Origin of the sequence: Streptomyces sp. A0592, assembly GCF_004795115.1 — a bacterium.
GTDB lineage: Bacteria > Actinomycetota > Actinomycetes > Streptomycetales > Streptomycetaceae > Streptomyces > Streptomyces erythrochromogenes.
This window is the reverse complement of record NZ_SSBM01000023.1, coordinates 30,826-49,772: the sequence shown is the minus strand read 5'-3', so window position 1 is coordinate 49,772 and position 18,947 is coordinate 30,826. Positions and strand designations below refer to the sequence as shown.

At 71.2% G+C, this 18,947-nt stretch carries 20 protein-coding genes; 14 read left to right on the top strand and 6 right to left on the bottom strand.

The features are described 5' to 3' along the window. Window positions 1-312 precede the first annotated feature (312 nt). The 9 genes from E6U81_RS27265 to E6U81_RS27225 all read left to right on the top strand — a co-directional run bounded on the left by E6U81_RS27265 (window position 313) and on the right by E6U81_RS27225 (window position 8,472). Window positions 313-1,074 carry a MarR family transcriptional regulator gene (locus E6U81_RS27265; protein WP_136232719.1) on the top strand — a complete coding sequence of 254 codons (762 nt, stop codon included), beginning with the start codon at window positions 313-315 and terminating at the stop codon, window positions 1,072-1,074. Beyond that, a complete protein-coding gene (sufB, locus tag E6U81_RS27260; protein WP_136232718.1) occupies window positions 1,071-2,486 on the top strand; it encodes a Fe-S cluster assembly protein SufB in 1,416 nt (471 codons plus the stop codon). Before E6U81_RS27265 ends, sufB begins: the two co-directional genes overlap by 4 nt. Before the next feature lie 74 nt (window positions 2,487-2,560). Beyond that, entirely contained in the window at window positions 2,561-3,739 is a 1,179-nt protein-coding gene (sufD, locus tag E6U81_RS27255; RefSeq protein WP_136232717.1) for a Fe-S cluster assembly protein SufD, read from the top strand. Then, window positions 3,739-4,056, top strand: a complete 318-nt coding sequence (locus E6U81_RS27250) for a bifunctional 3-phenylpropionate/cinnamic acid dioxygenase ferredoxin subunit (RefSeq protein WP_136232716.1) — start codon at window positions 3,739-3,741, stop codon at window positions 4,054-4,056. Before sufD ends, E6U81_RS27250 begins: the two co-directional genes overlap by 1 nt. A gap of 7 nt (window positions 4,057-4,063) precedes the next feature. Continuing rightward, on the top strand, window positions 4,064-4,831 hold the full coding sequence (sufC, locus tag E6U81_RS27245) for a Fe-S cluster assembly ATPase SufC (RefSeq protein ID WP_030009136.1): 768 nt from the start codon (window positions 4,064-4,066) through the stop codon (window positions 4,829-4,831). Beyond that, window positions 4,828-6,084 (top strand): cysteine desulfurase, encoded by a 1,257-nt coding sequence (locus E6U81_RS27240; protein WP_030659930.1) that lies wholly within the window; start codon window positions 4,828-4,830, stop codon window positions 6,082-6,084. The genes sufC and E6U81_RS27240 overlap by 4 nt, the downstream gene beginning before the upstream one ends. A gap of 22 nt (window positions 6,085-6,106) precedes the next feature. Then, window positions 6,107-6,568 (top strand): Fe-S cluster assembly sulfur transfer protein SufU, encoded by a 462-nt coding sequence (sufU, locus tag E6U81_RS27235; RefSeq protein ID WP_030846233.1) that lies wholly within the window; start codon window positions 6,107-6,109, stop codon window positions 6,566-6,568. Further along, complete coding sequence (locus tag E6U81_RS27230; RefSeq protein WP_030027092.1) at window positions 6,565-6,909, top strand: metal-sulfur cluster assembly factor; 345 nt, start codon at window positions 6,565-6,567, stop codon at window positions 6,907-6,909. Before sufU ends, E6U81_RS27230 begins: the two co-directional genes overlap by 4 nt. 231 nt (window positions 6,910-7,140) lie before the next feature. After that, window positions 7,141-8,472, top strand: a complete 1,332-nt coding sequence (locus E6U81_RS27225) for a hypothetical protein (protein ID WP_136232775.1) — start codon at window positions 7,141-7,143, stop codon at window positions 8,470-8,472. On the opposite strand, the gene E6U81_RS27220 is transcribed toward E6U81_RS27225, so the two are convergent. Then, entirely contained in the window at window positions 8,456-9,298 is an 843-nt protein-coding gene (locus tag E6U81_RS27220) for a hypothetical protein (RefSeq protein WP_136232715.1), read from the bottom strand. The genes E6U81_RS27225 and E6U81_RS27220 overlap by 17 nt on opposite strands. A 123-nt stretch (window positions 9,299-9,421) precedes the next feature. Between E6U81_RS27220 and E6U81_RS27215 the strand changes: the two genes are divergently transcribed. Together E6U81_RS27215 and E6U81_RS27210 are read left to right on the top strand one after the other, a co-directional pair. Then, window positions 9,422-9,742 carry a multidrug efflux SMR transporter gene (locus E6U81_RS27215; RefSeq protein ID WP_030963955.1) on the top strand — a complete coding sequence of 107 codons (321 nt, stop codon included), beginning with the start codon at window positions 9,422-9,424 and terminating at the stop codon, window positions 9,740-9,742. Beyond that, window positions 9,742-10,287: a TetR family transcriptional regulator gene (locus E6U81_RS27210; RefSeq protein ID WP_136232714.1), complete on the top strand. Its 546-nt coding sequence runs from the start codon at window positions 9,742-9,744 to the stop codon at window positions 10,285-10,287. The genes E6U81_RS27215 and E6U81_RS27210 overlap by 1 nt, the downstream gene beginning before the upstream one ends. Here the strand turns inward: E6U81_RS27210 and E6U81_RS27205 are convergent. Beyond that, window positions 10,284-11,174 (bottom strand): winged helix-turn-helix transcriptional regulator, encoded by an 891-nt coding sequence (locus E6U81_RS27205; protein ID WP_136232713.1) that lies wholly within the window; start codon window positions 11,172-11,174, stop codon window positions 10,284-10,286. The genes E6U81_RS27210 and E6U81_RS27205 overlap by 4 nt on opposite strands. A gap of 76 nt (window positions 11,175-11,250) precedes the next feature. Between E6U81_RS27205 and E6U81_RS27200 the strand changes: the two genes are divergently transcribed. Beyond that, window positions 11,251-12,498, top strand: coding sequence for an MFS transporter (locus E6U81_RS27200; protein ID WP_168714755.1), 1,248 nt, complete (start codon window positions 11,251-11,253; stop codon window positions 12,496-12,498). A gap of 9 nt (window positions 12,499-12,507) precedes the next feature. Then, window positions 12,508-13,488, top strand: coding sequence for a 2,3,4,5-tetrahydropyridine-2,6-dicarboxylate N-succinyltransferase (dapD, locus tag E6U81_RS27195; protein ID WP_136232712.1), 981 nt, complete (start codon window positions 12,508-12,510; stop codon window positions 13,486-13,488). 169 nt (window positions 13,489-13,657) lie between these two features. Here dapD and E6U81_RS27190 read toward each other — a convergent pair whose 3' ends face one another. The 4 genes from E6U81_RS27190 to E6U81_RS27175 all read right to left on the bottom strand — a co-directional run bounded on the left by E6U81_RS27190 (window position 13,658) and on the right by E6U81_RS27175 (window position 16,913). Then, on the bottom strand, window positions 13,658-14,116 hold the full coding sequence (locus E6U81_RS27190; protein ID WP_136232711.1) for a hypothetical protein: 459 nt from the start codon (window positions 14,114-14,116) through the stop codon (window positions 13,658-13,660). Window positions 14,117-14,143: 27 nt separating this feature from the next. Then, window positions 14,144-14,398, bottom strand: a complete 255-nt coding sequence (locus E6U81_RS27185) for a hypothetical protein (RefSeq protein ID WP_136232710.1) — start codon at window positions 14,396-14,398, stop codon at window positions 14,144-14,146. Between the two features lie 144 nt (window positions 14,399-14,542). After that, window positions 14,543-15,004 (bottom strand): GNAT family N-acetyltransferase, encoded by a 462-nt coding sequence (locus E6U81_RS27180; RefSeq protein WP_136232709.1) that lies wholly within the window; start codon window positions 15,002-15,004, stop codon window positions 14,543-14,545. A 67-nt stretch (window positions 15,005-15,071) separates the two neighbouring features. Then, entirely contained in the window at window positions 15,072-16,913 is a 1,842-nt protein-coding gene (locus tag E6U81_RS27175; RefSeq protein ID WP_136232708.1) for an endonuclease/exonuclease/phosphatase family protein, read from the bottom strand. A gap of 377 nt (window positions 16,914-17,290) precedes the next feature. On the opposite strand from E6U81_RS27175, the gene E6U81_RS27170 reads away from it, so the two are divergent. Continuing rightward, window positions 17,291-18,781, top strand: a complete 1,491-nt coding sequence (locus E6U81_RS27170) for a hypothetical protein (protein ID WP_136232707.1) — start codon at window positions 17,291-17,293, stop codon at window positions 18,779-18,781. Window positions 18,782-18,947: the final 166 nt, after the last annotated feature.

The following is an 18,947-nucleotide window of genomic DNA, read 5'->3' as shown; positions in this document are numbered from 1 at the left end:
GTCCGGGGGCCTGCGATTCGAACGCCAGGTAGCGAATATGGCTTTTTTCAGTCCGGTGCACCCGGACGGCCCATCCGGTTTCGGTGATCTTTTCGAGAAGTCGATGTTCGAGGAGCCTGGAACCACCGCGGGGGCATGAGTGCTGGTGGGAGCCGTACTGCGGGCCCTGAAACGCATTCGGGGGGTTAGCGGAGCGAGCCCCTCCGAATAACTCTCCGTAGACAAATAAGGTAACCCTTAGTGATGGAGGCCACCAGGCGTGGCGTCGGTCACGGCTTGTCCGGGCTCGGTTAATTACGCAACAATGGCGTTGTGAAATACGGCGAACGGCAGAACGAGACCCCCCAGGGGGAGCTCACCACCGGGGAGCGGTCAACCCGCAACCGGGTGGCGCGCTCGATCCTGGACCACGGTCCGTCCACCGTCGCCGACCTCGCCCAGCGCCTCGGCCTCACCCAGGCCGCCGTCCGCCGCCACCTCGACACGCTCGTCGCCGACGACGTGGTCGAAGCCCGTGAGCAGCGCGTGTACGGAGCGCGGACCCGGGGTCGGCCCGCCAAGGTCTTCGCGCTCACCGACTGCGGTCGCGACGCCTTCGACCAGTCCTACGACACGCTCGCCGCGGACGCCCTGCGCTGGATCGCGCAGTCCGTCGGCGGCGGCGAGCAGGGCGAGGCGGCCGTCGCCGCCTTCGCCAGGGCGCGGATGGAAGCGCAGGCGCAGACCTACCGGGAGGCCGTCGAGGCGGCCGCCCCCGAGGGCCGCACGGAGGCCCTTGCGAAGGCGTTGACGCAGGACGGGTACGCTGCTACGGCGAAGAGCGCTCCCGGTCCGCACAGCGGTGAACAGCTCTGCCAGCACCACTGCCCGGTCGCCCACGTGGCCGAGCAGTTCCCGCAGCTCTGCGAGGCGGAGACCGAGGTCTTCTCCCGCCTGCTCGGGACGCACGTGCAGCGCCTCGCCACGATCGCCCACGGCGACGGAGTGTGCACGACGTTCATTCCGCGAAGCGCGGGCACCACACAGACCGACACATCAGTATCTGCAAGTACGGCCGGGAGGAACCCCGCATGACCACGGAGACTGCTCACCCTGAGCTCGATGGCCTGGGCACCTATGAATACGGCTGGGCCGACTCCGACGCGGCCGGTGCCGCTGCCAAGCGGGGTCTGTCCGAGGACGTCGTCCGCGACATCTCGGCGAAGAAGTCCGAGCCGGAGTGGATGCTGAACCTCCGCCTCAAGGGCCTCAAGCTCTTCGACCGCAAGCCCATGCCCATGTGGGGCTCCGACCTCTCGGGCATCGACTTCAACAACATCAAGTACTTCGTGCGCTCCACCGAGAAGCAGGCCGCTTCCTGGGAGGAACTGCCCGAGGACATCAAGAACACGTACGACAAGCTCGGCATCCCGGAGGCGGAGAAGCAGCGCCTCGTCGCCGGTGTCGCGGCCCAGTACGAGTCCGAGGTCGTCTACCACCAGATCCGCGAGGACCTGGAGGAGCAGGGCGTGATCTTCCTCGACACGGACACCGCGCTCAAGGAGCACCCGGAGCTCTTCCAGGAGTACTTCGGCACGGTCATCCCGGTCGGCGACAACAAGTTCGCGTCGCTGAACACCGCGGTGTGGTCCGGCGGCTCGTTCATCTACGTCCCCAAGGGTGTCCACGTGGACATCCCGCTCCAGGCCTACTTCCGCATCAACACGGAGAACATGGGCCAGTTCGAGCGGACGCTGATCATCGTCGACGAGGACGCCTACGTCCACTACGTCGAGGGCTGCACCGCCCCGATCTACTCCTCGGACTCGCTGCACAGCGCCGTCGTCGAGATCATCGTCAAGAAGGGCGGCCGCTGCCGCTACACGACGATCCAGAACTGGTCGAACAACGTCTACAACCTGGTCACCAAGCGCGCCGTGGCGTACGAGGGCGCGACCATGGAGTGGATCGACGGCAACATCGGTTCCAAGGTCACCATGAAGTACCCGGCCGTCTACCTGATGGGCGAGCACGCCAAGGGCGAGACCCTCTCCATCGCCTTCGCGGGCGAGGGCCAGCACCAGGACGCCGGCTCCAAGATGGTCCACATGGCGCCGAACACCTCCTCGAACATCGTCTCCAAGTCGGTGGCCCGCGGCGGTGGCCGCACCTCCTACCGCGGCCTGGTCGAGATCGGCGAGGGCGCCGCCGGCTCCAAGTCCAACGTCCTGTGTGACGCGCTGCTCGTGGACACGATCTCCCGCTCGGACACGTACCCGTACGTGGACGTCCGCGAGGACGACGTGACGATGGGCCACGAGGCCACCGTCTCCAAGGTCTCCGACGACCAGCTCTTCTACCTCATGCAGCGCGGCCTCACCGAGTTCGAGGCCATGGCCATGATCGTGCGCGGCTTCGTCGAGCCGATCGCGAAGGAGCTGCCCATGGAGTACGCGCTGGAGCTCAACCGGCTGATCGAGCTGCAGATGGAGGGTTCGGTCGGCTAGTCCGACCGCCCCGCCCCGCAGCACATCCACAGACGCAGACCTGCTTCTTTAAGAGAGCGAGCAAGACGACAGCCATGGCTGAGGCTCAGAATATTCCGGCGGGCTCCACCACCGCCGGCGCGATCGCGGTGGCCGCCGAGTCCACCGTCGCCACCCGGATGAGCGCGCCCCCGTCCTTCGACGTGGCCGACTTCCCGGTTCCGCACGGCCGCGAGGAGGAGTGGCGCTTCACGCCGCTCGCCCGCCTCAAGGGCCTGCACGACGGCACCGCTGTCGCGGACGGCACCATGAAGGCCCAGATCGACGCGCCCGAGGGCGTGACCGTCGAGTCCGTGGAGCGCGGCGACGAGCGGATCGGCAAGGCCGGCACCCCCGTCGACCGGGTCGCCGCACAGGCCTTCTCCTCCTTCGCCAAGGCCACGGTCGTCACCGTGCCCAAGGAGACCGTGCTCGCCGAGCCCATCCGGGTCGCCCTGCACGGCGAGGGCGGCACGACCTTCGGCCACACCGTCTTCGACGTGAAGCCCTTCGCCGAGGCGATCATCGTGATCGACCACACCGGTGACGGCGTGCGCGCCGCCAACGTCGACATCCTCGTCGGCGACGGCGCCAAGGTGACCTTCGTGTCCGTCCAGGACTGGGACGACACCGCGGTCCACACCTCGCAGCACAACGCCCTCGTCGGCCGCGACGCCAGCTTCAAGTCCGTCGTCGTCACCTTCGGCGGCGACCTCGTCCGCCTGCACCCGCGCGTCACCTACGCGGGCCCCGGCGGCGAGGCCGAGATGCTCGGCGTGTACTTCACGGACGCCGGCCAGCACCAGGAGCACCGCCTCCTGGTCACGCACGACGCGCCGCACTGCAAGTCGAACGTGGTCTACAAGGGCGCGCTGCAGGGCCAGGACGCCCACGCGGTCTGGATCGGCGACGTGCTCATCGAGAAGAGCGCCGAGGGCACCGACACGTACGAGATGAACCGCAACCTCGTCCTCACGGACGGTGCGCGGGTCGACTCCGTGCCGAACCTGGAGATCGAGACCGGCGAGATCGTCGGCGCCGGCCACGCCTCCGCGACCGGCCGCTTCGACGACGAGCAGCTCTTCTACCTGCAGGCCCGCGGCATCCCGGCCGACGAGGCCCGCCGCCTGGTCGTCCGCGGCTTCTTCGCCGAGCTCGTCCAGCAGATCGGTGTCGACGACATCGAGGAGCGCCTGATCACCAAGATCGAGGCCGAGCTCCAGGGTTCTGTCTGATGAACTACGTCAAGGCCTGTGCGCTGAGCGAGCTGGAGGAGGACACCCCCAAGCGGGTGGAACTCGACGGCACGCCGGTGTCCATCGTCTCCACCGATGGGGAGGTGTTCGCGATCAACGACATCTGCTCGCACGCGAACGTCTCCCTCTCGGAGGGCGAGGTCGAGGACTGCATGATCGAGTGCTGGCTGCACGGGTCGGCCTTCGACCTGCGCACCGGCAAGCCCTCCGGTCTGCCCGCGACGCGCCCCGTTCCCGTATACCCCGTAAAGATCGAAGGGGACGACGTGCTCGTCTCCCTCACCCAGGAGTCCTGAGGTATCCATGGCAACGCTTGAAATCCACGACCTGCACGTCTCCGTCGAGGCCGAGAACGGCGCCCGCGAGATCCTCAAGGGCGTCGACCTCACCGTCAAGCAGGGTGAGACGCACGCCATCATGGGTCCGAACGGCTCCGGCAAGTCCACGCTGGCGTACTCCCTCGCCGGTCACCCGAAGTACACGATCACCAGCGGCACGGTGACCCTCGACGGCGAGGACGTCCTGGAGATGTCCGTCGACGAGCGCGCCCGCGCCGGCGTCTTCCTCGCCATGCAGTACCCGGTCGAGGTCCCCGGCGTCTCGGTCTCCAACTTCCTGCGCACCTCCGCCACCGCCATCCGCGGCGAGGCCCCCAAGCTGCGCACCTGGGTGAAGGAGGTCAAGTCCGCGATGGAGCAGCTCCAGATGGACCCGGCCTTCGCCGAGCGCAACGTCAACGAGGGCTTCTCCGGCGGTGAGAAGAAGCGCCACGAGATCCTGCAGCTGGAGCTCCTGAAGCCGAAGATCGCGATCCTCGACGAGACCGACTCCGGCCTGGACGTCGACGCCCTGCGCCAGGTCTCCGAGGGCGTCAACCGCGTCCGCGCCACCGGCGAGGTCGGCACGCTGCTGATCACGCACTACACGCGGATCCTCCGCTACATCAAGCCCGACTTCGTCCACGTCTTCTCCGAGGGCCGCATCGCCGAGTCCGGCGGCGCCGAGCTCGCCGACAAGCTGGAGGCCGAGGGCTACGAGTCCTACAGCACGAAGGGTGGCGCGACCGCGTGACACAGTTGCCTGGCCTCCTCGACATCGAGGCGATCCGAAAGGACTTCCCCCTTCTGGATCGTGTGGTCCACGACGGGAAGAAGATCGTTTACCTGGACAACGCGGCGACCTCGCAGAAGCCGCGCCAGGTGCTCGACGCGCTGAACGAGTACTACGAGCAGCACAACGCGAACGTCCACCGCGGCGTCCACGTGCTCGCAGAGGAGGCCACGGCGCTGTACGAGGGCGCCCGCGACAAGGTCGCCGCCTTCATCAACGCGCCGAGCCGCGACGAGGTGATCTTCACCAAGAACGCCTCGGAGTCGCTCAACCTCGTCGCGAACATGCTCGGCTGGGCGGACGAGCCCTACCGGGTCGACCGCGAGACCGAGATCGCCATCACGGAGATGGAGCACCACTCCAACATCGTGCCGTGGCAGCTGCTCGCGCAGCGCACCGGCGCGAAGCTGAAGTGGTTCGGCCTCACCGACGACGGCCGGCTCGACCTGTCCAACATCGAAGAGGTCATCACGGAGAAGACGAAGATCGTCTCCTTCACGCTGGTCTCCAACATCATGGGCACGGTCAACCCGGTCGAGGCGATCGTCCGGCGCGCCCAGGACGTCGGCGCGCTCGTGCTGATCGACGCCTCCCAGGCCGCTCCGCACATGCCGCTGGACGTGCAGGCGCTCGGCGCCGACTTCGTGGCCTTCACCGGCCACAAGATGTGCGGCCCGACCGGCATCGGTGTCCTGTGGGGCCGCCAGGAGCTCCTGGAGGACCTGCCCCCGTTCCTCGGTGGCGGCGAGATGATCGAGACCGTGTCGATGCACGCCTCGACCTACGCTCCCGCGCCGCACAAGTTCGAGGCCGGTACGCCCCCGATCGCCCAGGCCGTCGGCCTCGGCGCGGCCGTGGACTACCTGTCCGCGATCGGCATGGACAAGATCGCCGCGCATGAGCACGCGATCACCGAGTACGCGATCAAGCGCCTCGCCGAGGTGCCCGACCTGCGGATCATCGGCCCCACCACGGCCGAGGACCGCGGCGCCGCGATCTCCTTCGTGCTCGGCGACATCCACCCGCACGACGTCGGCCAGGTCCTGGACGAGCAGGGCATCGCGGTCCGCGTGGGACACCACTGCGCGCGCCCCGTCTGCCTGCGCTACGGAATTCCCGCGACGACGCGAGCGTCTTTCTACCTGTACTCCTCTCCGGCCGACGTCGACGCGCTGATCGACGGGCTGGAGCACGTACGGAACTTCTTCGGCTGACGGACGAGGCGACGAGGACGCAGTGAAGCTGGATTCGATGTACCAGGAACTGATCCTGGACCACTACAAGCACCCGCACGGGCGTGGCCTGCGCGACGGCGACGCCGAGGTGCACCACGTCAACCCGACGTGCGGCGACGAGATCACGCTGCGCGTGAAGTACGACGGTGAGAAGCTGACGGATGTCAGCTACGAGGGCCAGGGCTGCTCCATCAGCCAGGCCAGCGCCTCCGTGCTGAACGAGCTGCTCGTGGGCAAGGAACTGGCCGAGGCGCAGAAGATCCAGGCCGTGTTCCTGGAGATGATGCAGTCCAAGGGCAAGATCGAGCCCGACGAGGCCATGGAGGAGGTGCTGGAGGACGCGGTCGCGTTCGTCGGCGTCTCCAAGTACCCCGCCCGTGTGAAGTGCGCCCTGCTGAGCTGGATGGCGTGGAAGGACGCGACCGCCCAGGCTCTGGGCGACGCGGAGAGGAAGACGGCATGACCGAGAACGCGACGCCCGAGGCGTCGACCAAGCCGGCCACCGAGGAGGAGGTCCGCGAGGCCCTCTACGACGTGGTCGACCCCGAGCTGGGCATCGACGTCGTCAACCTGGGCCTGATCTACGGCATCCACATCGACGACGCGAACATCGCCACCCTCGACATGACCCTGACCTCGGCGGCCTGCCCGCTGACGGACGTCATCGAGGACCAGGCGAAGTCGGCGACGGACGGCATCGTCAACGAACTCCGGATCAACTGGGTCTGGATGCCGCCGTGGGGCCCGGACAAGATCACGGACGACGGTCGTGAGCAGCTCCGCGCGCTCGGCTTCAACGTCTGACCACCCGCGCTCGTACAGCAGGGCCCCCGGCACACGCGTGCCGGGGGCCCTGCTGTCTGCTGTTCTCCGGGTGGACGGACAACGTGCACCCCGTGTTGTCCACCGTCGCCGAATCTTCTCGACGGCCGTCACGACGTGGCGGCGCATACGAGAGGACCCCCTGTGACCGTTCGTTTCACCGCCGCGACCGCCGCGACCGCCGCGACCGCCGGGACCGCCGGCCTCGCCGCGCTGCTGATCGCCGGGCCGGCCGCGCCCGCGCAGGCCGTGACGTACGGGACGCCCACGATCGCACTGTCCGCGTCCTACCTCTCCGGGGCCGTCGGGGCAACCGGGGACCCGGTCGTGAACGTCACCGTCGGCCAGAGCGGGGCCGACGCGTCGGCGCTGACGGTCAGCGCGTCGGCGTCGAGCAGGGCCTCGGTCGCCGGGACCGGGGACGTGACCGTCACCGGCGCCGGCGCGGTGCGGCAGCTCGCCGTCGCCGCGCGCGGCCGCGGCTACACCGACCTCACGGTCAAGGTGACCGGGCTGGGTGGCAAGAGCGCCACCAAGACGCTGTACTACGCGGCTTCGGGGGCCGTGCAGAACCCGGCGGACGCCCGCTGGTTCACCGGCTCCGCGGACGCCTCGGCCGCCGTGGACGTGGGCGGCGGCTACGCGGTGGTGGCCGACGACGAGTCCAACGTGCTGCGCCTGTACGACCGTTCCCGCTCGGGCGCGCCCGTGAAGACCTGGGACTTCAGCTCGCAGCTCGGTGTCAGCAAGGAGGTGGACATCGAGGGGGCGACCCGGATCGGCAACACCGTCTACTGGACCGGCTCGCTGGGCAACAACAAGGACGGCGAGTACAAGGCGCCCCGGAACGCGGTGTTCACCACCACCGTGAGCGGCTCCGGCCCGGGCACGCAGCTGGCGTACGGGCGCTCGTACAAGAAGCTCCGTGACGACCTGGTCGCCTGGGACAAGGCGAACGGGAACAGGTACGGCTTCGCCGCGGGCACTGCGGACGGGGAGGCGCCCCAGCAGATCGACGGGTTCAACGTGGAGGGCCTGGAGTTCGCGCCGGGCTCCACGACCACCGCCTACCTGGGCTTCCGCGCCCCACTGGCACCGGCCGTGCCGGGCGGCAGGGCGCTGCTGGTGCCGGTCACCAACTTCGACCAGGTCCTGGCGAGCGGGGCCAAGGCGGTCTTCGGGGCGGGCGTCGAGCTGGATCTCGGCGGGCTGGCAGTGCGGGACATCCGCAGGAACGCGGCCGGGCAGTACCTGATCCTGGCCGGCTCCTGGGCCGCCGACGACAACTCCGACCCGTACGCGCTCTACCAGTGGGACGGGGTCCCGGGGCACGCCCCGGTCAAGCGGGCCGACCTGCCCACGACCGACCCGGGCGGCTGGGAGGCGATCGTGGACGTCCCGGACCTGACGGCCGCGGGGGCCCGGGTGCAGCTGGTCACCGACAGCGGGTCCGCGGACCTGTACGGGGACGGCACCGAGGCCAAGGACCTGTCGCACGCGGAGTGGAAGAAGGCACGGGCGGCCTGGTTCACGCTGAACCCGTGACCAGCGGCTCCGCCGTGAGCGACCCGGCCCGATGCTCGCGGCGGAGCCGCCGGTCGGCGTAGAGCAGCCCGACGGCCAGCTGCGGGAAGGTCAGCAGCAGCGCCGGCGCGAGCAGCAGCCCGAGGGCGCCGAACCACTGCTGGAGGACGTACGAGGCGCCCAGCGCGAGCGCGCCCGCCGGAGCCGTGACCCCGAGGGTCCGCCACCAGGCGCCGCGCACCAGGCGGGCCGACCGGCGCAGGGCCGCCACCGGGCCGAGCGCCTCGTACCCGGCGGCCGTGGGCGCCAGGGCGAAGAGCACGGCGAGCCACAGGGCGACCGGTGCCAGGGGCAGCAGTGCGAGCGGCGGCAGCCCGGCGGCGAAGGCGGCGGCGCCCGGTCCGGCGGCCGCCAGCAGGGCCAGAAGCCGCGCGCCGAGTACCGCGGGGGTCCGGGGCAGCGCGGCCCGCAGCAGCTCGCGCGCGGCCACCGGGCGGCCGAGCACGGCCGGCCGGAGCAGGGCCGCGGCCAGCGCGCCGGCCAGCGCCCAGCTGAACAGCAGGAACAGGACGGTGGCCGGGACGAGGGCGTAGACGAAGGCCCGGCTGCCGGCCGTACGGGTCAGGGAGGCCAGGGTGGCCGCCCCGCCGACCGCGGTGATCAGCAGCAGCCCGCCGAGCTGTCCCAGGAGCAGGGCCCCGAGCAGCCGGCCGCCGTACCGGCGCAGCGCGGAGAGGGCGCCGCCGAGGATCTCCCGGCGGGCCAGCGGCCGCAGGGGGATCACGCCCGGCCGGGGAGCACGCGGGGGAAGCCAGCCGCCGCCCTGGTGGGTCCAATGCTGCGCCATGCGCCGCCCGCCCCTTCGTCGCCCGAGGAGGCGACAGGGTAGCGCCGCGGGCCGCAGGAGTCCCGGGTCGTGCGCCCGCTCTCGTGTGTACAGGTGTACGCATCGATGTGTACTCTTGTACGCATGCCCTATGTCCTGCTCGCCGCAGCCATCGCCGCCGAGGTCGCCGGCACCACCGCCATGAAGTACAGCGACGGCTTCACGAAGCTGTGGCCCTCGCTCGGCACCCTGCTGGGGTACGCCATCGCCTTCACCCTCCTCGCGCAGACGCTGAAGACCATGTCGGTCGGCACGGCCTACGCGATATGGGCCGGCGTCGGCACCGCCGCCATCGCCGCGATCGGCATGGTGTTCATGGGGGAGGCGGCCACCGCCGCGAAGATCGCCGGGATCGCCCTGGTGATCGGCGGGGTGGTCCTGCTGAACCTGGGCGGGGCGCACTGATGCCCCAGGGCGTGCGGCGCTACGACCCGGACCGGCGCCAGCGGATCATCGACGCCGCGATCCGCGTGGTGGGGGCCAAGGGCATCGCCGGGCTGAGCCACCGCAGCGCGGCCGCGGAGGCCGACGTACCGCTGGGCTCGACGACGTACCACTTCAAGACGCTGGACGACCTGCTGGTCGCGGCGCTGCGGCAGGCCAACGAGGGCTTCGCGCAGGCGGTGGCCCAGTCGCCGGCGCTGGCCGATCCGGACGCGGACCTCGCCGGGGCGCTGGCCCGCCTCCTGGGTGAGTTCCTGGCGGCGGACCGGGGCCGGGTGGAGCTGGAGTACGAGCTCTACCTCGCGGCACTGCGCCGTCCGGCCCTGCGGCCGGTCGCCGCCGAGTGGTGCGAGGCCGCGTCCGAGGCGCTGGTGCCGAGGACCGACCCGGTCACGGCCCGGGCGCTGGTGGCCGTGATGGACGGCATCAGCCTCCAGGTCCTGCTGACGGACGCCGCGTACGACGAGTCGTACGCCCGCGAGGTCCTGGCCCGGGTCCTGGCCTAAGCCCCGTCCCGGAGGGCGGCGGCGCGGACGGTCGACAGGACCGTCCGCACGCTGGCCTCGATGTCGCGGATCGGGTAGATCACCTCGCGCACCGTGCGGTCGCGGTCGACGACCAGGGTCAGCCGCTTGATCCGGCTCACGCCCGCCGCGCGGAAGGTCGGCAGCCGCAGCGCCGCCGTCAGCGCCAGGTCGGCGTCCGAGAGGAGCGGGAAGCGCAGTCGCTCCTGCTCCGCGAACTCCCGCTGCTCGTCGGGGCGCTGGGTCGAGACCCCGTGCACGGTGGCGCCGGCCGCCGTGAACTCCGCGAGCTGGTCGCGGTACGTGCACGACTCGAACGTACAGCCCTTGGCGCCCGGGATCCCGGCCCAGCCGGGCGGGTAGGACTCGGCCCGCGCGTAGGCGCCCGGGAAGAAGTACAGGACCGTGAACGGCGTGTCCGCCACCGGGTCGCCGACCCCGCCGAAACGGTCCGGCAGCAGCAGCGGCGGTACCCGCGTGCCCTGCAGCGCGTGCACCCGTTCCGCCTCGCGCGACGCCTCGTCGGTCGTGGCCGTCATGTCTCCCTCTCCCAGGACCCAGGTGTCGCCCCAGTCCTGGAGGGCCACCAGGACCGGCAGCAGCCCCCGCCCGCGCGGGGTCAGCCGGTACTCGTGCCGCACCGGACGTTCCTGGTACGGCTCGCGCGACAGCACCCCGGCCTCGACCAGCAGCTTCAGCCGCTCCGCGAGCACCTTGCGGGACACGCCCAGCTCGCGCTGGAGCTCGTCGAAGCGGTGCAGGCCGCGCGCCGCGTCGCGCACGACCAGCAGCGTCCACCAGTCGCCCACGACGTCGAGGGCCTGGGCGATGGCGCAGTCCGCGTCGCCGAGGTGTGTGCGCTGGGCCATGGGAGCTCCTTTGTCCGTTGACCCAAGGCTGTCATGCTGACATAGTCCGTTCCCAAAAGGAACTGACTAGCCGGATGTGGGGGGCACGGGTGTGCTGCAGGGGTTCAAGGACATACCGAGGGTCGTGTGGCTGCTGGCTGCGGGGGTGTTCGTCAACGCCGTCGTCAGCTTCACCTTCGTCTTCGTCTTCCTCTACCTGACCGGCCCGCGCGGCCTCGGGGCCGCCCAGGCCGGCCTCGTCACCGGAATCGGCGGCATCGGCCTGGTCGCGGGCAACTTCAGCGGCGGCTGGTACGGGGACCGCTTCGGCCACCGCCGGGTGCTGCTCGCCGCTTCCACCCTTGCCGGAGTCACTCTCGCGGCCGTTCCGCTGCTGCCGACCCCGCTGCTCTTCGCGGCCATGCCGGTGGCCCAGTACGCCTCCGGCGTGATCCGGGCGGCCAACTCCGCGCTGGTCGCGGTCACCGTGCCGGAGGGGGGTCGCCGCCAGGCCTTCGCCCTCGTACGGTGCGTGTCCAACGGCGGCTTCACCCTCGGGCCGCCGCTGGGCGCCGTGGTCGCGACCGGGCTCTCGTACGACTGGCTCTTCGTCGCCGACGGCGTCGGAACCCTCTTCTTCGCCCTCTGGACCGCGCGCGTCGTCCCGTCCCGCGGCGCGGCCCGAAAGGCCTCCGCGGCCCCGGACGGGGGTCGGGGCCGCGGACTCGCCGCCGAACTGCTGGCCCGGCCGGCCCTGTTGGTGCTGCTCGGCGCGATTCTGGTGACCGACGTCGTCTACCGCCAGCAGTACTACACCTTCCCCGTGTTCCTCACCGACCACGGCCTGGACCCGCGCGCCTTCGGGCTCGTCATCGCCCTCAACGGCGGGGTGATCCTGCTGCTGGAGCTGCCCGCCGCCGTCGCGCTGCGCGAGCGGCCGGCGCTGCCGGTGATCGGTACCGGGCTGCTGCTGGTCGGGGCCGGGTACGCGGCACTGCTCCTCGGGGCGGGGATCGCGACCGCCGTGGTGATGATGGTGCTGCTGAGCCTCGGCGAGATCCTCTACAAGACCACCGCCACCGCCTACGTCGCCGACGAGGCCCCCGAGCACGCCGTCGGGCGGTTCCAGAGCCTGTACGCGGGGATCTCGGTCAGCGGCGTCGTCATCGGGCCGCCGCTGGGCGGAGCGCTGTACTCGGCCGCGCCCGGCCTGCTGTGGCCGCTGTGCGCCGGGCTCGCGGCGACGGCGGGCGCGGCGGTGCTGTGGGCCTCGGCGCGGCATCGGCGACACGCGGTCCGACCGGCACATGAGACCGGTTCGCAACCTCAGGCCGTCGCCGGTTAGGTTTCGGGCATGACTGCTACGCGTACCACCGGCGCCGTCGCCGCCGGACTTGCCACCATCACCGCCGACGGCACCGTCCTCGACACCTGGTTCCCCGCCCCCGAGCTGGTCGCCGAGCCCGGCCCGGCCGGCACCGAGCGCCTCACCGCCGAGCAGGCCGTGGAGCTCCTCGGCGCCGCCGCGGCCAAGGCGATCCGCACGGACGCGGTCCGCGGCGTCGAGGTCGTAGCCGTCCGCACGGTCATCGCCTCCCTGGAGGACAAGCCGCTGGACGCGCACGACGCGTACCTGCGTCTGCACCTGCTCAGCCACCGCCTGGTGAAGCCGCACGGCCAGAACCTCGACGGCGTCTTCGGCCTGCTGACCAACGTCGCCTGGACGTCGCTGGGCCCGGTCGCCGTCGACCAGGTCGAGACCGTCCGCCTCAACGCCCGCGCCGAGGGCCTGCACCTGCAGGTCACCTCGATCGACAAGTTCCCGCGGATGACGGACTACGTCGCCCCCAAGGGCGTGCGCATCGCCGACGCGGACCGCGTCCGCCTCGGCGCGCACCTCGCCGAGGGCACCACCGTCATGCACGAGGGCTTCGTCAACTTCAACGCCGGCACCCTCGGCACCTCCATGGTCGAGGGCCGCATCTCCGCGGGCGTCGTCGTCGGCGACGGCTCCGACATCGGCGGCGGCGCCTCCACCATGGGCACCCTCTCGGGCGGCGGCAAGCAGATCATCTCGATCGGCGAGCGCACCCTGATCGGCGCCGAGGCGGGCATCGGCATCGCCCTCGGCAACGAGTGCGTCGTCGAGGCCGGCCTCTACGTCACCGCCGGCACCCGCGTCACCCTGCCGGACGGCCAGGTCGTCAAGGCCCTGGAGCTCTCCGGCGCCGACAACATCCTCTTCCGCCGCAACTCGGTGACCGGCGCCGTCGAGGCCCGCCCGTACAAGGCCAACTGGGGCGGCCTCAACGAGGTCCTGCACAGCCACAACTGACGGTCGTACACGTCGGCGAGCGCCCTCCCGGACCTGCTGCGGTCCGGGAAGGGCGCTCGGCCGTGTTCAGGGCGGGGCGGGCAGGGCCGTGTGGGCGCGTCCGATCTCGCCCAGGTACTGGTCCAGGCGGAAGCGGACCTCCTCGCCGGGCCGCGGGATTCGCGGGCGGTCAGTCGCAGCGCTCGACGGCGTCCGGTTGCAGCCGCAGCTCCTGGACCTGGTAGCAGTCCGAGTAGACGGTGGCGATGACCGCGCCGCACGTGCACACCAGGTTGGGGCCCCATTCGCCGTCCATTCCGCAGCAGTGGCCGCGGCGCAGAGCGAGGTCCGGATGGGGCTCCAGGCCGATGCCGTCGCCCGGGTTGAGCACGACGGTGCCGCTCGGGCCGGATTCGATCAGCAGGCCGGACGAACCGTCGAGGACGTACGGGGGCCCGGACGGCTCGGGGTCGACCGCGAAGGTCCCGGGAGCCATCCGCACGATCGGCTCGTCGGTGTGGCCGTCCGCGTCCGACTCGGACGACTCCGGCCGGTACCACTCCTCGTCCCTGTCCGGGTCCGGCAGGGACCGCTCGGTCACGGGCGGAGTCACCGCGCGGCGGCAGGCACGGCACTGGAAGACCGTCATCGGGTTAATCATGCGGCGGGCAGACGCTCAGTGGAGGGGGATCGTGCGGATCAGGCCCGCGAAGGCCTGTTCCTCCGCCTCGGTCAGCTGGACCGACTCCATCGGGTGCGCGGCGGAGGTGCGCTGGGCCGGGATCATCGGCAGGACCTCTCCCGCGCCGGTCTCCGGCCGGTGGAAGCGGCTGTCCCACAGCATGTGGCCCAGACCGGCCACCCAGACCAGCGCTGCCACGAACAGGACGGCGAGGCCGATTTCCTGGGCGAGGGAGATCGAGGGGAACACCAGGATCCTCCAGGGATGCGGGCGGTGCGAGCCGGGACAAGATCGGGCGTGCAGACACTCAACACCACAACCGGTCGATTCGGTGGAGATGTGGCGAGCGTCACGCCAGGGGCGAAAGTCCCTATCTCGACCGAGACCGTCCGGTCACGGCCGCTCCAGGGGCAGCTTGAAGCCCTCGTGGCTGCGCGCGAACCCCAGCCGCTCGTAGAAGCGGTGGGCCGCCGTGCGCCGCTTGTTGCTCGTGAGCTGGATCAGGCCGCAGCCGCGCCCGCGCGCCCGCTCGGCGGCCAGCCGCATCAGCTCCGCGCCGAGTCCCTCGCCCCGCCGGTCCGCGCGGACCCGTACGGCCTCCACCAGGGCACGCTCCTGCCCGCCCTGGCCCAGGCCCGGTATGTAGGTCAGCTGGAGGCAGCCGAGGACGATCCCGCAGTCCTCCGAGTCCGTGAGGACCAGCATCTCGTTCCGGACGTCCGACTCGATCGCCGCGAAGGCCCGCTCGTGCTCCTCGCCGACCGCCGTCGTGGCCGGATCGAGGACCCGGTCCTCGTCGGCGAGCAGGGCGAGTACGGCCGGCAGGTCCCGGCGGGTGGCGACGCGGAAGATCATGGCGGGATTGTGGCAGGGGGCCCGCCCGGGACGGCGGCCGGGCCCCCTGCTGCTCCTGACCCGGGACTTACGGGCGGAAGCGCAGCACCTGCGGGTCGTGGTCGCTGTTCTGGGCGGCGAACTCCGCGTTGATGTGCACGCTGTCGTACGTGAACTTCTTGATCGCCGGGCTGGTCAGGATCTGGTCCAGCACCTGGGCGTTGCCCTGGTAGACGTACGAGTAGCGCTCGGCCTTCGGCAGCGACTTGATCGCCGGGTACAGCGCCCCGCCGTCCGCCAGCGCGTCGGTGGTCGCGGAGAACTCGAAGTCGTTGATGTCGCCGAGGACGAGGACGTTGGCGTTCTTGTCCTCCGCCAGGATCTGCTTCACGAAGCCGTTCACGGCCTGCGCCTGGAGCAGCCGCTTGGCCTCCGACGAACGCAGCGGGGGCTGGTGGTGCGAGGTCAGACCCTCGTCGCCGCCCTTGGAGCCGAAGTGGTTGGCGATCACGAAGACCGTCTTGCCGCGGAAGACGAACTCGCCGGCGAGCGGCTTGCGGCTGTCGGCCCACGCCGGGTTCGCGGGGTCCACGCGGCCGGGGGAGTGGGTCAGGTGGGTCTTGCCGTTCTCCTTGACGACGCCCGTCGCCGTCACCGCGTCACCCGGGGCGCGCTCGGTGAAGGAGACCCGCGCCGGGTTGAAGAGGAACACCTGGCGGATGTTGCCGCCGGGCTCGCCGCCGTCCTTCTTGTCCTCGGGGTTGACGGTCCGCCACTGGTAGGCCGGGCCGCCCGCCGCCGTGATGGCCGCGGTGAACTTGGTGAGCGTCTGCTCCGCCGAGACGGTGCCGTCGTTCTTGGCGCCGTTGTCGTCCTGGATCTCCTCCAGCGCGAGGATGTCGGGGGAGGCCAGGTTCTCGACGACGGCCTTCGCCAGCGCGTCGAACTTCTCCTGCGGGTCCGTCGGGTCGAGGTTCTCCACGTTGTACGTGGCCACCGCGAGCTCCTGCTCGGCCTGCGGCTTGGTCTTCTCGGGGGCGAGGGTGCCCGCCTTGACGGTGCCGAGGGTGCGGGCCACCAGCGTGTAGCCGCCGAACTGGTTGAAGTCCAGCGGGCCTTCCGTGGTGCCGGTCAGCTTGTCGCCGACATTGGCCACGGGGAAGGGCTGCTGCGCGATCGGCGCGAGCTGCTGGATCTGCAGGCGACCGGTGTTCTGGGACTCGTAGGAGCCGTAGACGGTGCCGCCGCGCTTGGCGGTGTTCTCCCAGCCCTTCACCGTGACCCACAGCTCGGAGTACGGGTCGGTGGCGCCGACGACGCGCGAGGTGCCGATCTTGACGTTCATGCCCTCGACGGACTCGTAGAAGTCCAGGGCGTAGCGCGAGGGCTCCAGCACCAGGCCGTTGATGCTGCCGCCGGCGGCCGGGTCGCCGGCCGGGGTGTACTCGGCGGGAACCGTGTACTCGTTGATCGCGGCGGCCTCGGGCAGCGCGTTGCCGGAGGAGACCACGGTGACGGCCGGCTTGGAGATCTGGGTCACCGACTGGTTGCCGGAGCTGACGCCACCGGGGATGTACTCGCCGACGGTGCCGGAGACCTTGACCGCGTCGCCCACGGCGACGGTCGGGACCGAGTTGGTGAAGACGAAGACGCCCTCACTCGTCGCGTCGTTGTCGTCGGCGTCGGGGTCCTGGATCCAGAAACCGCGCGAGCCGTAGGTCCGCACGCCCGTCACGATGCCCTCGACGTCGGCGACCTGCTTGCCGTTGAGCGGGGATATCCGGGTGGTGCCCTGGATGTCGTGGATGCGTACCGGGTCGGCGGACGCCGCGCCCTCGGCCGCGTCGGCGGAGCCCGCGAGCAGGCCGGTGGCCAGCGCGGAGGCGACGAGGGCCGCGACGGCGGCGGAGCGGGGATACGAGGAGCGCATGGTCAGGAGACTCCGGTGTGGGAGAGGGGTAGGGAGAGGCAGCGAACAGCGAGATCTGCGGGGGGTTGGTCAGCCCCCAAACGTCTACGCGCGTCAATTTCCTGTGTTGCCAGCAAAGTTGTCAAGCCCTCCAGGGGAGACGGCAGCTGACTGTGGGATGAACCAAAGGCGATGGCCCGTCGGGTGCGCCCGATATGCGTCTACGCTGGGTCGCCGTACGACGGCCACGGCTGTCATCTGCGCCACACCGGCCATGCCCGCACTGCCCCGTCATGTCGGCCATGTCGCCGGTTTTCGGGCGCGTATGACGGTCCGGCCGCCCGGCCGGACCGTCACGGCCCGCCCGTCACCACCGCGTCCGCGAGGAGAGCCTCCCCATGTCCGCTGAGTCGCACCCCACACTGCCGCCGGTACGGCTGCACTCCGATGCGGAGCTGGCACGCGACGCCCTCGGCGCCCCGCTGTTCGCGCGCGCCGTACGCCTGGCCCGCTGGGCCGGGCCCGCAACCCGCGTCGGCGTCGGCGGCGAACTGGTGGCCGACCAGCTGCCCGCGGCAGCCGCCCACCTCGGCCTCGACGCGGGGGACGAGGACGCCGCCGGGTACGCGAGCCAGGCCTGGCGGGTGGCCGTGGACACCGGCCTGGTGGACGTGGCCGAGCCGGAGGAGGACGCGGACGCCGAGGGCCCCGGGGAGGCGGGCGAGGAGCCGCACGGCACCGCCGCGCCCGGCGAGGACCTGGCGCTGGTGACGGCCGGGGCCCCCGGCGACGTGCTCGGCCTGTGGCGGGCGGCCCTGGAGACGGTGCTCGCCGACGCGGCCGTGCCCGACCTGGAGGACCTGGTCGACGCGCTGGACGAGGGCGGGGAGATCGACTTCGACCGGCTGGACTGGAACCCGGGCCGCGAGGCGGACTTCCTCGACGAGGTCCTCGCCAATCTCTACCTCCTCACCGTCGCTGAGGGCGGCACCGCGGACCGCCAGATTCCGCTTCCTGTGCTGGCCGCGTCGATGGTCGTGCCCGACGGAATGGGCGAGCCGACCGACGCCGTCCTGGAGCAGGTCTCGGACGCGATGATGCGACTCGACGACCAGTTCCGGCAGCTGGAGCCGATCGGGCTGGTGGACTTCCGGCCCGTCGACGAGGAGCTGATGGCGCAGGCCGACGAGGACGCCCCACGCGGTGATCTCGCGGCCGACGAAGAGGACGTCTCCCGCTACGGCATGGTCCGCCTGACCCCGCTCGGCCTCTACGGGATCCGCGCCCGGATGCTGGAGGCCGGAGTCGACGCCCCCGCGGTCGGCGAACTGGCCGGCAAGGGCGCCGACGCACTCCTCGACGCCGTCTCCTCCTACCCCGAGCACGCGGCGCAGGTCGAGATCGAGCAGTGGATGGCGGGCCGCGAACCGGCCGACGCGGTCGCCGAACTGCTGTCCGCCGCCCGCGGGGACGACGAGGGCGGCCCGCTGCGCCGGCTGCGCTGCCAGCAGGCCCTCGCGCTGGCCGGCCCGGAGGCCGAGCCGGCGGTCCGCTCGGTCCTGGACGAGGCGGAGCTCGGCGGGCTCGCCCGGGTCTGGCTGGCGGAGCACGGAGCGGCCGACGTACCGGCGCCCGCCCCCGAGATGGTGTTCTGGCTGACGGTCGACACGATCGCGGCGCAGCTCGCCGCCGACGGCGAGACCGAGGAGCTGCCCCTGCTGATGGAGACCCTGACCGCTCATCACACGGGCTTCTTCGACCAGGTGTGGCGCGTCGAGCATCCGTCGACCGTGCAGGTCCTGGAGGCGATGGGCCGGCTGCACCCGGACCGGAAGAGGGCGAAGGAGGCCCGCAGGGCCGCCTTCAAGGCGCGCTCCCGCAGGCCCTGAGGGGCCGGCCGGGGAGTCGGCGACAATGCGCCGTTCCTGGGCCGGAGTTGGCCATTGACGCCGACCTGCAAGGGGACGGTTGCTCTTGGTGGGTAATTCAGCCGCCGTTCACGTGCGGGCGGGAGCGTGTGCGCCGACGACCGCACGACAGGCGCACCACTCCCCA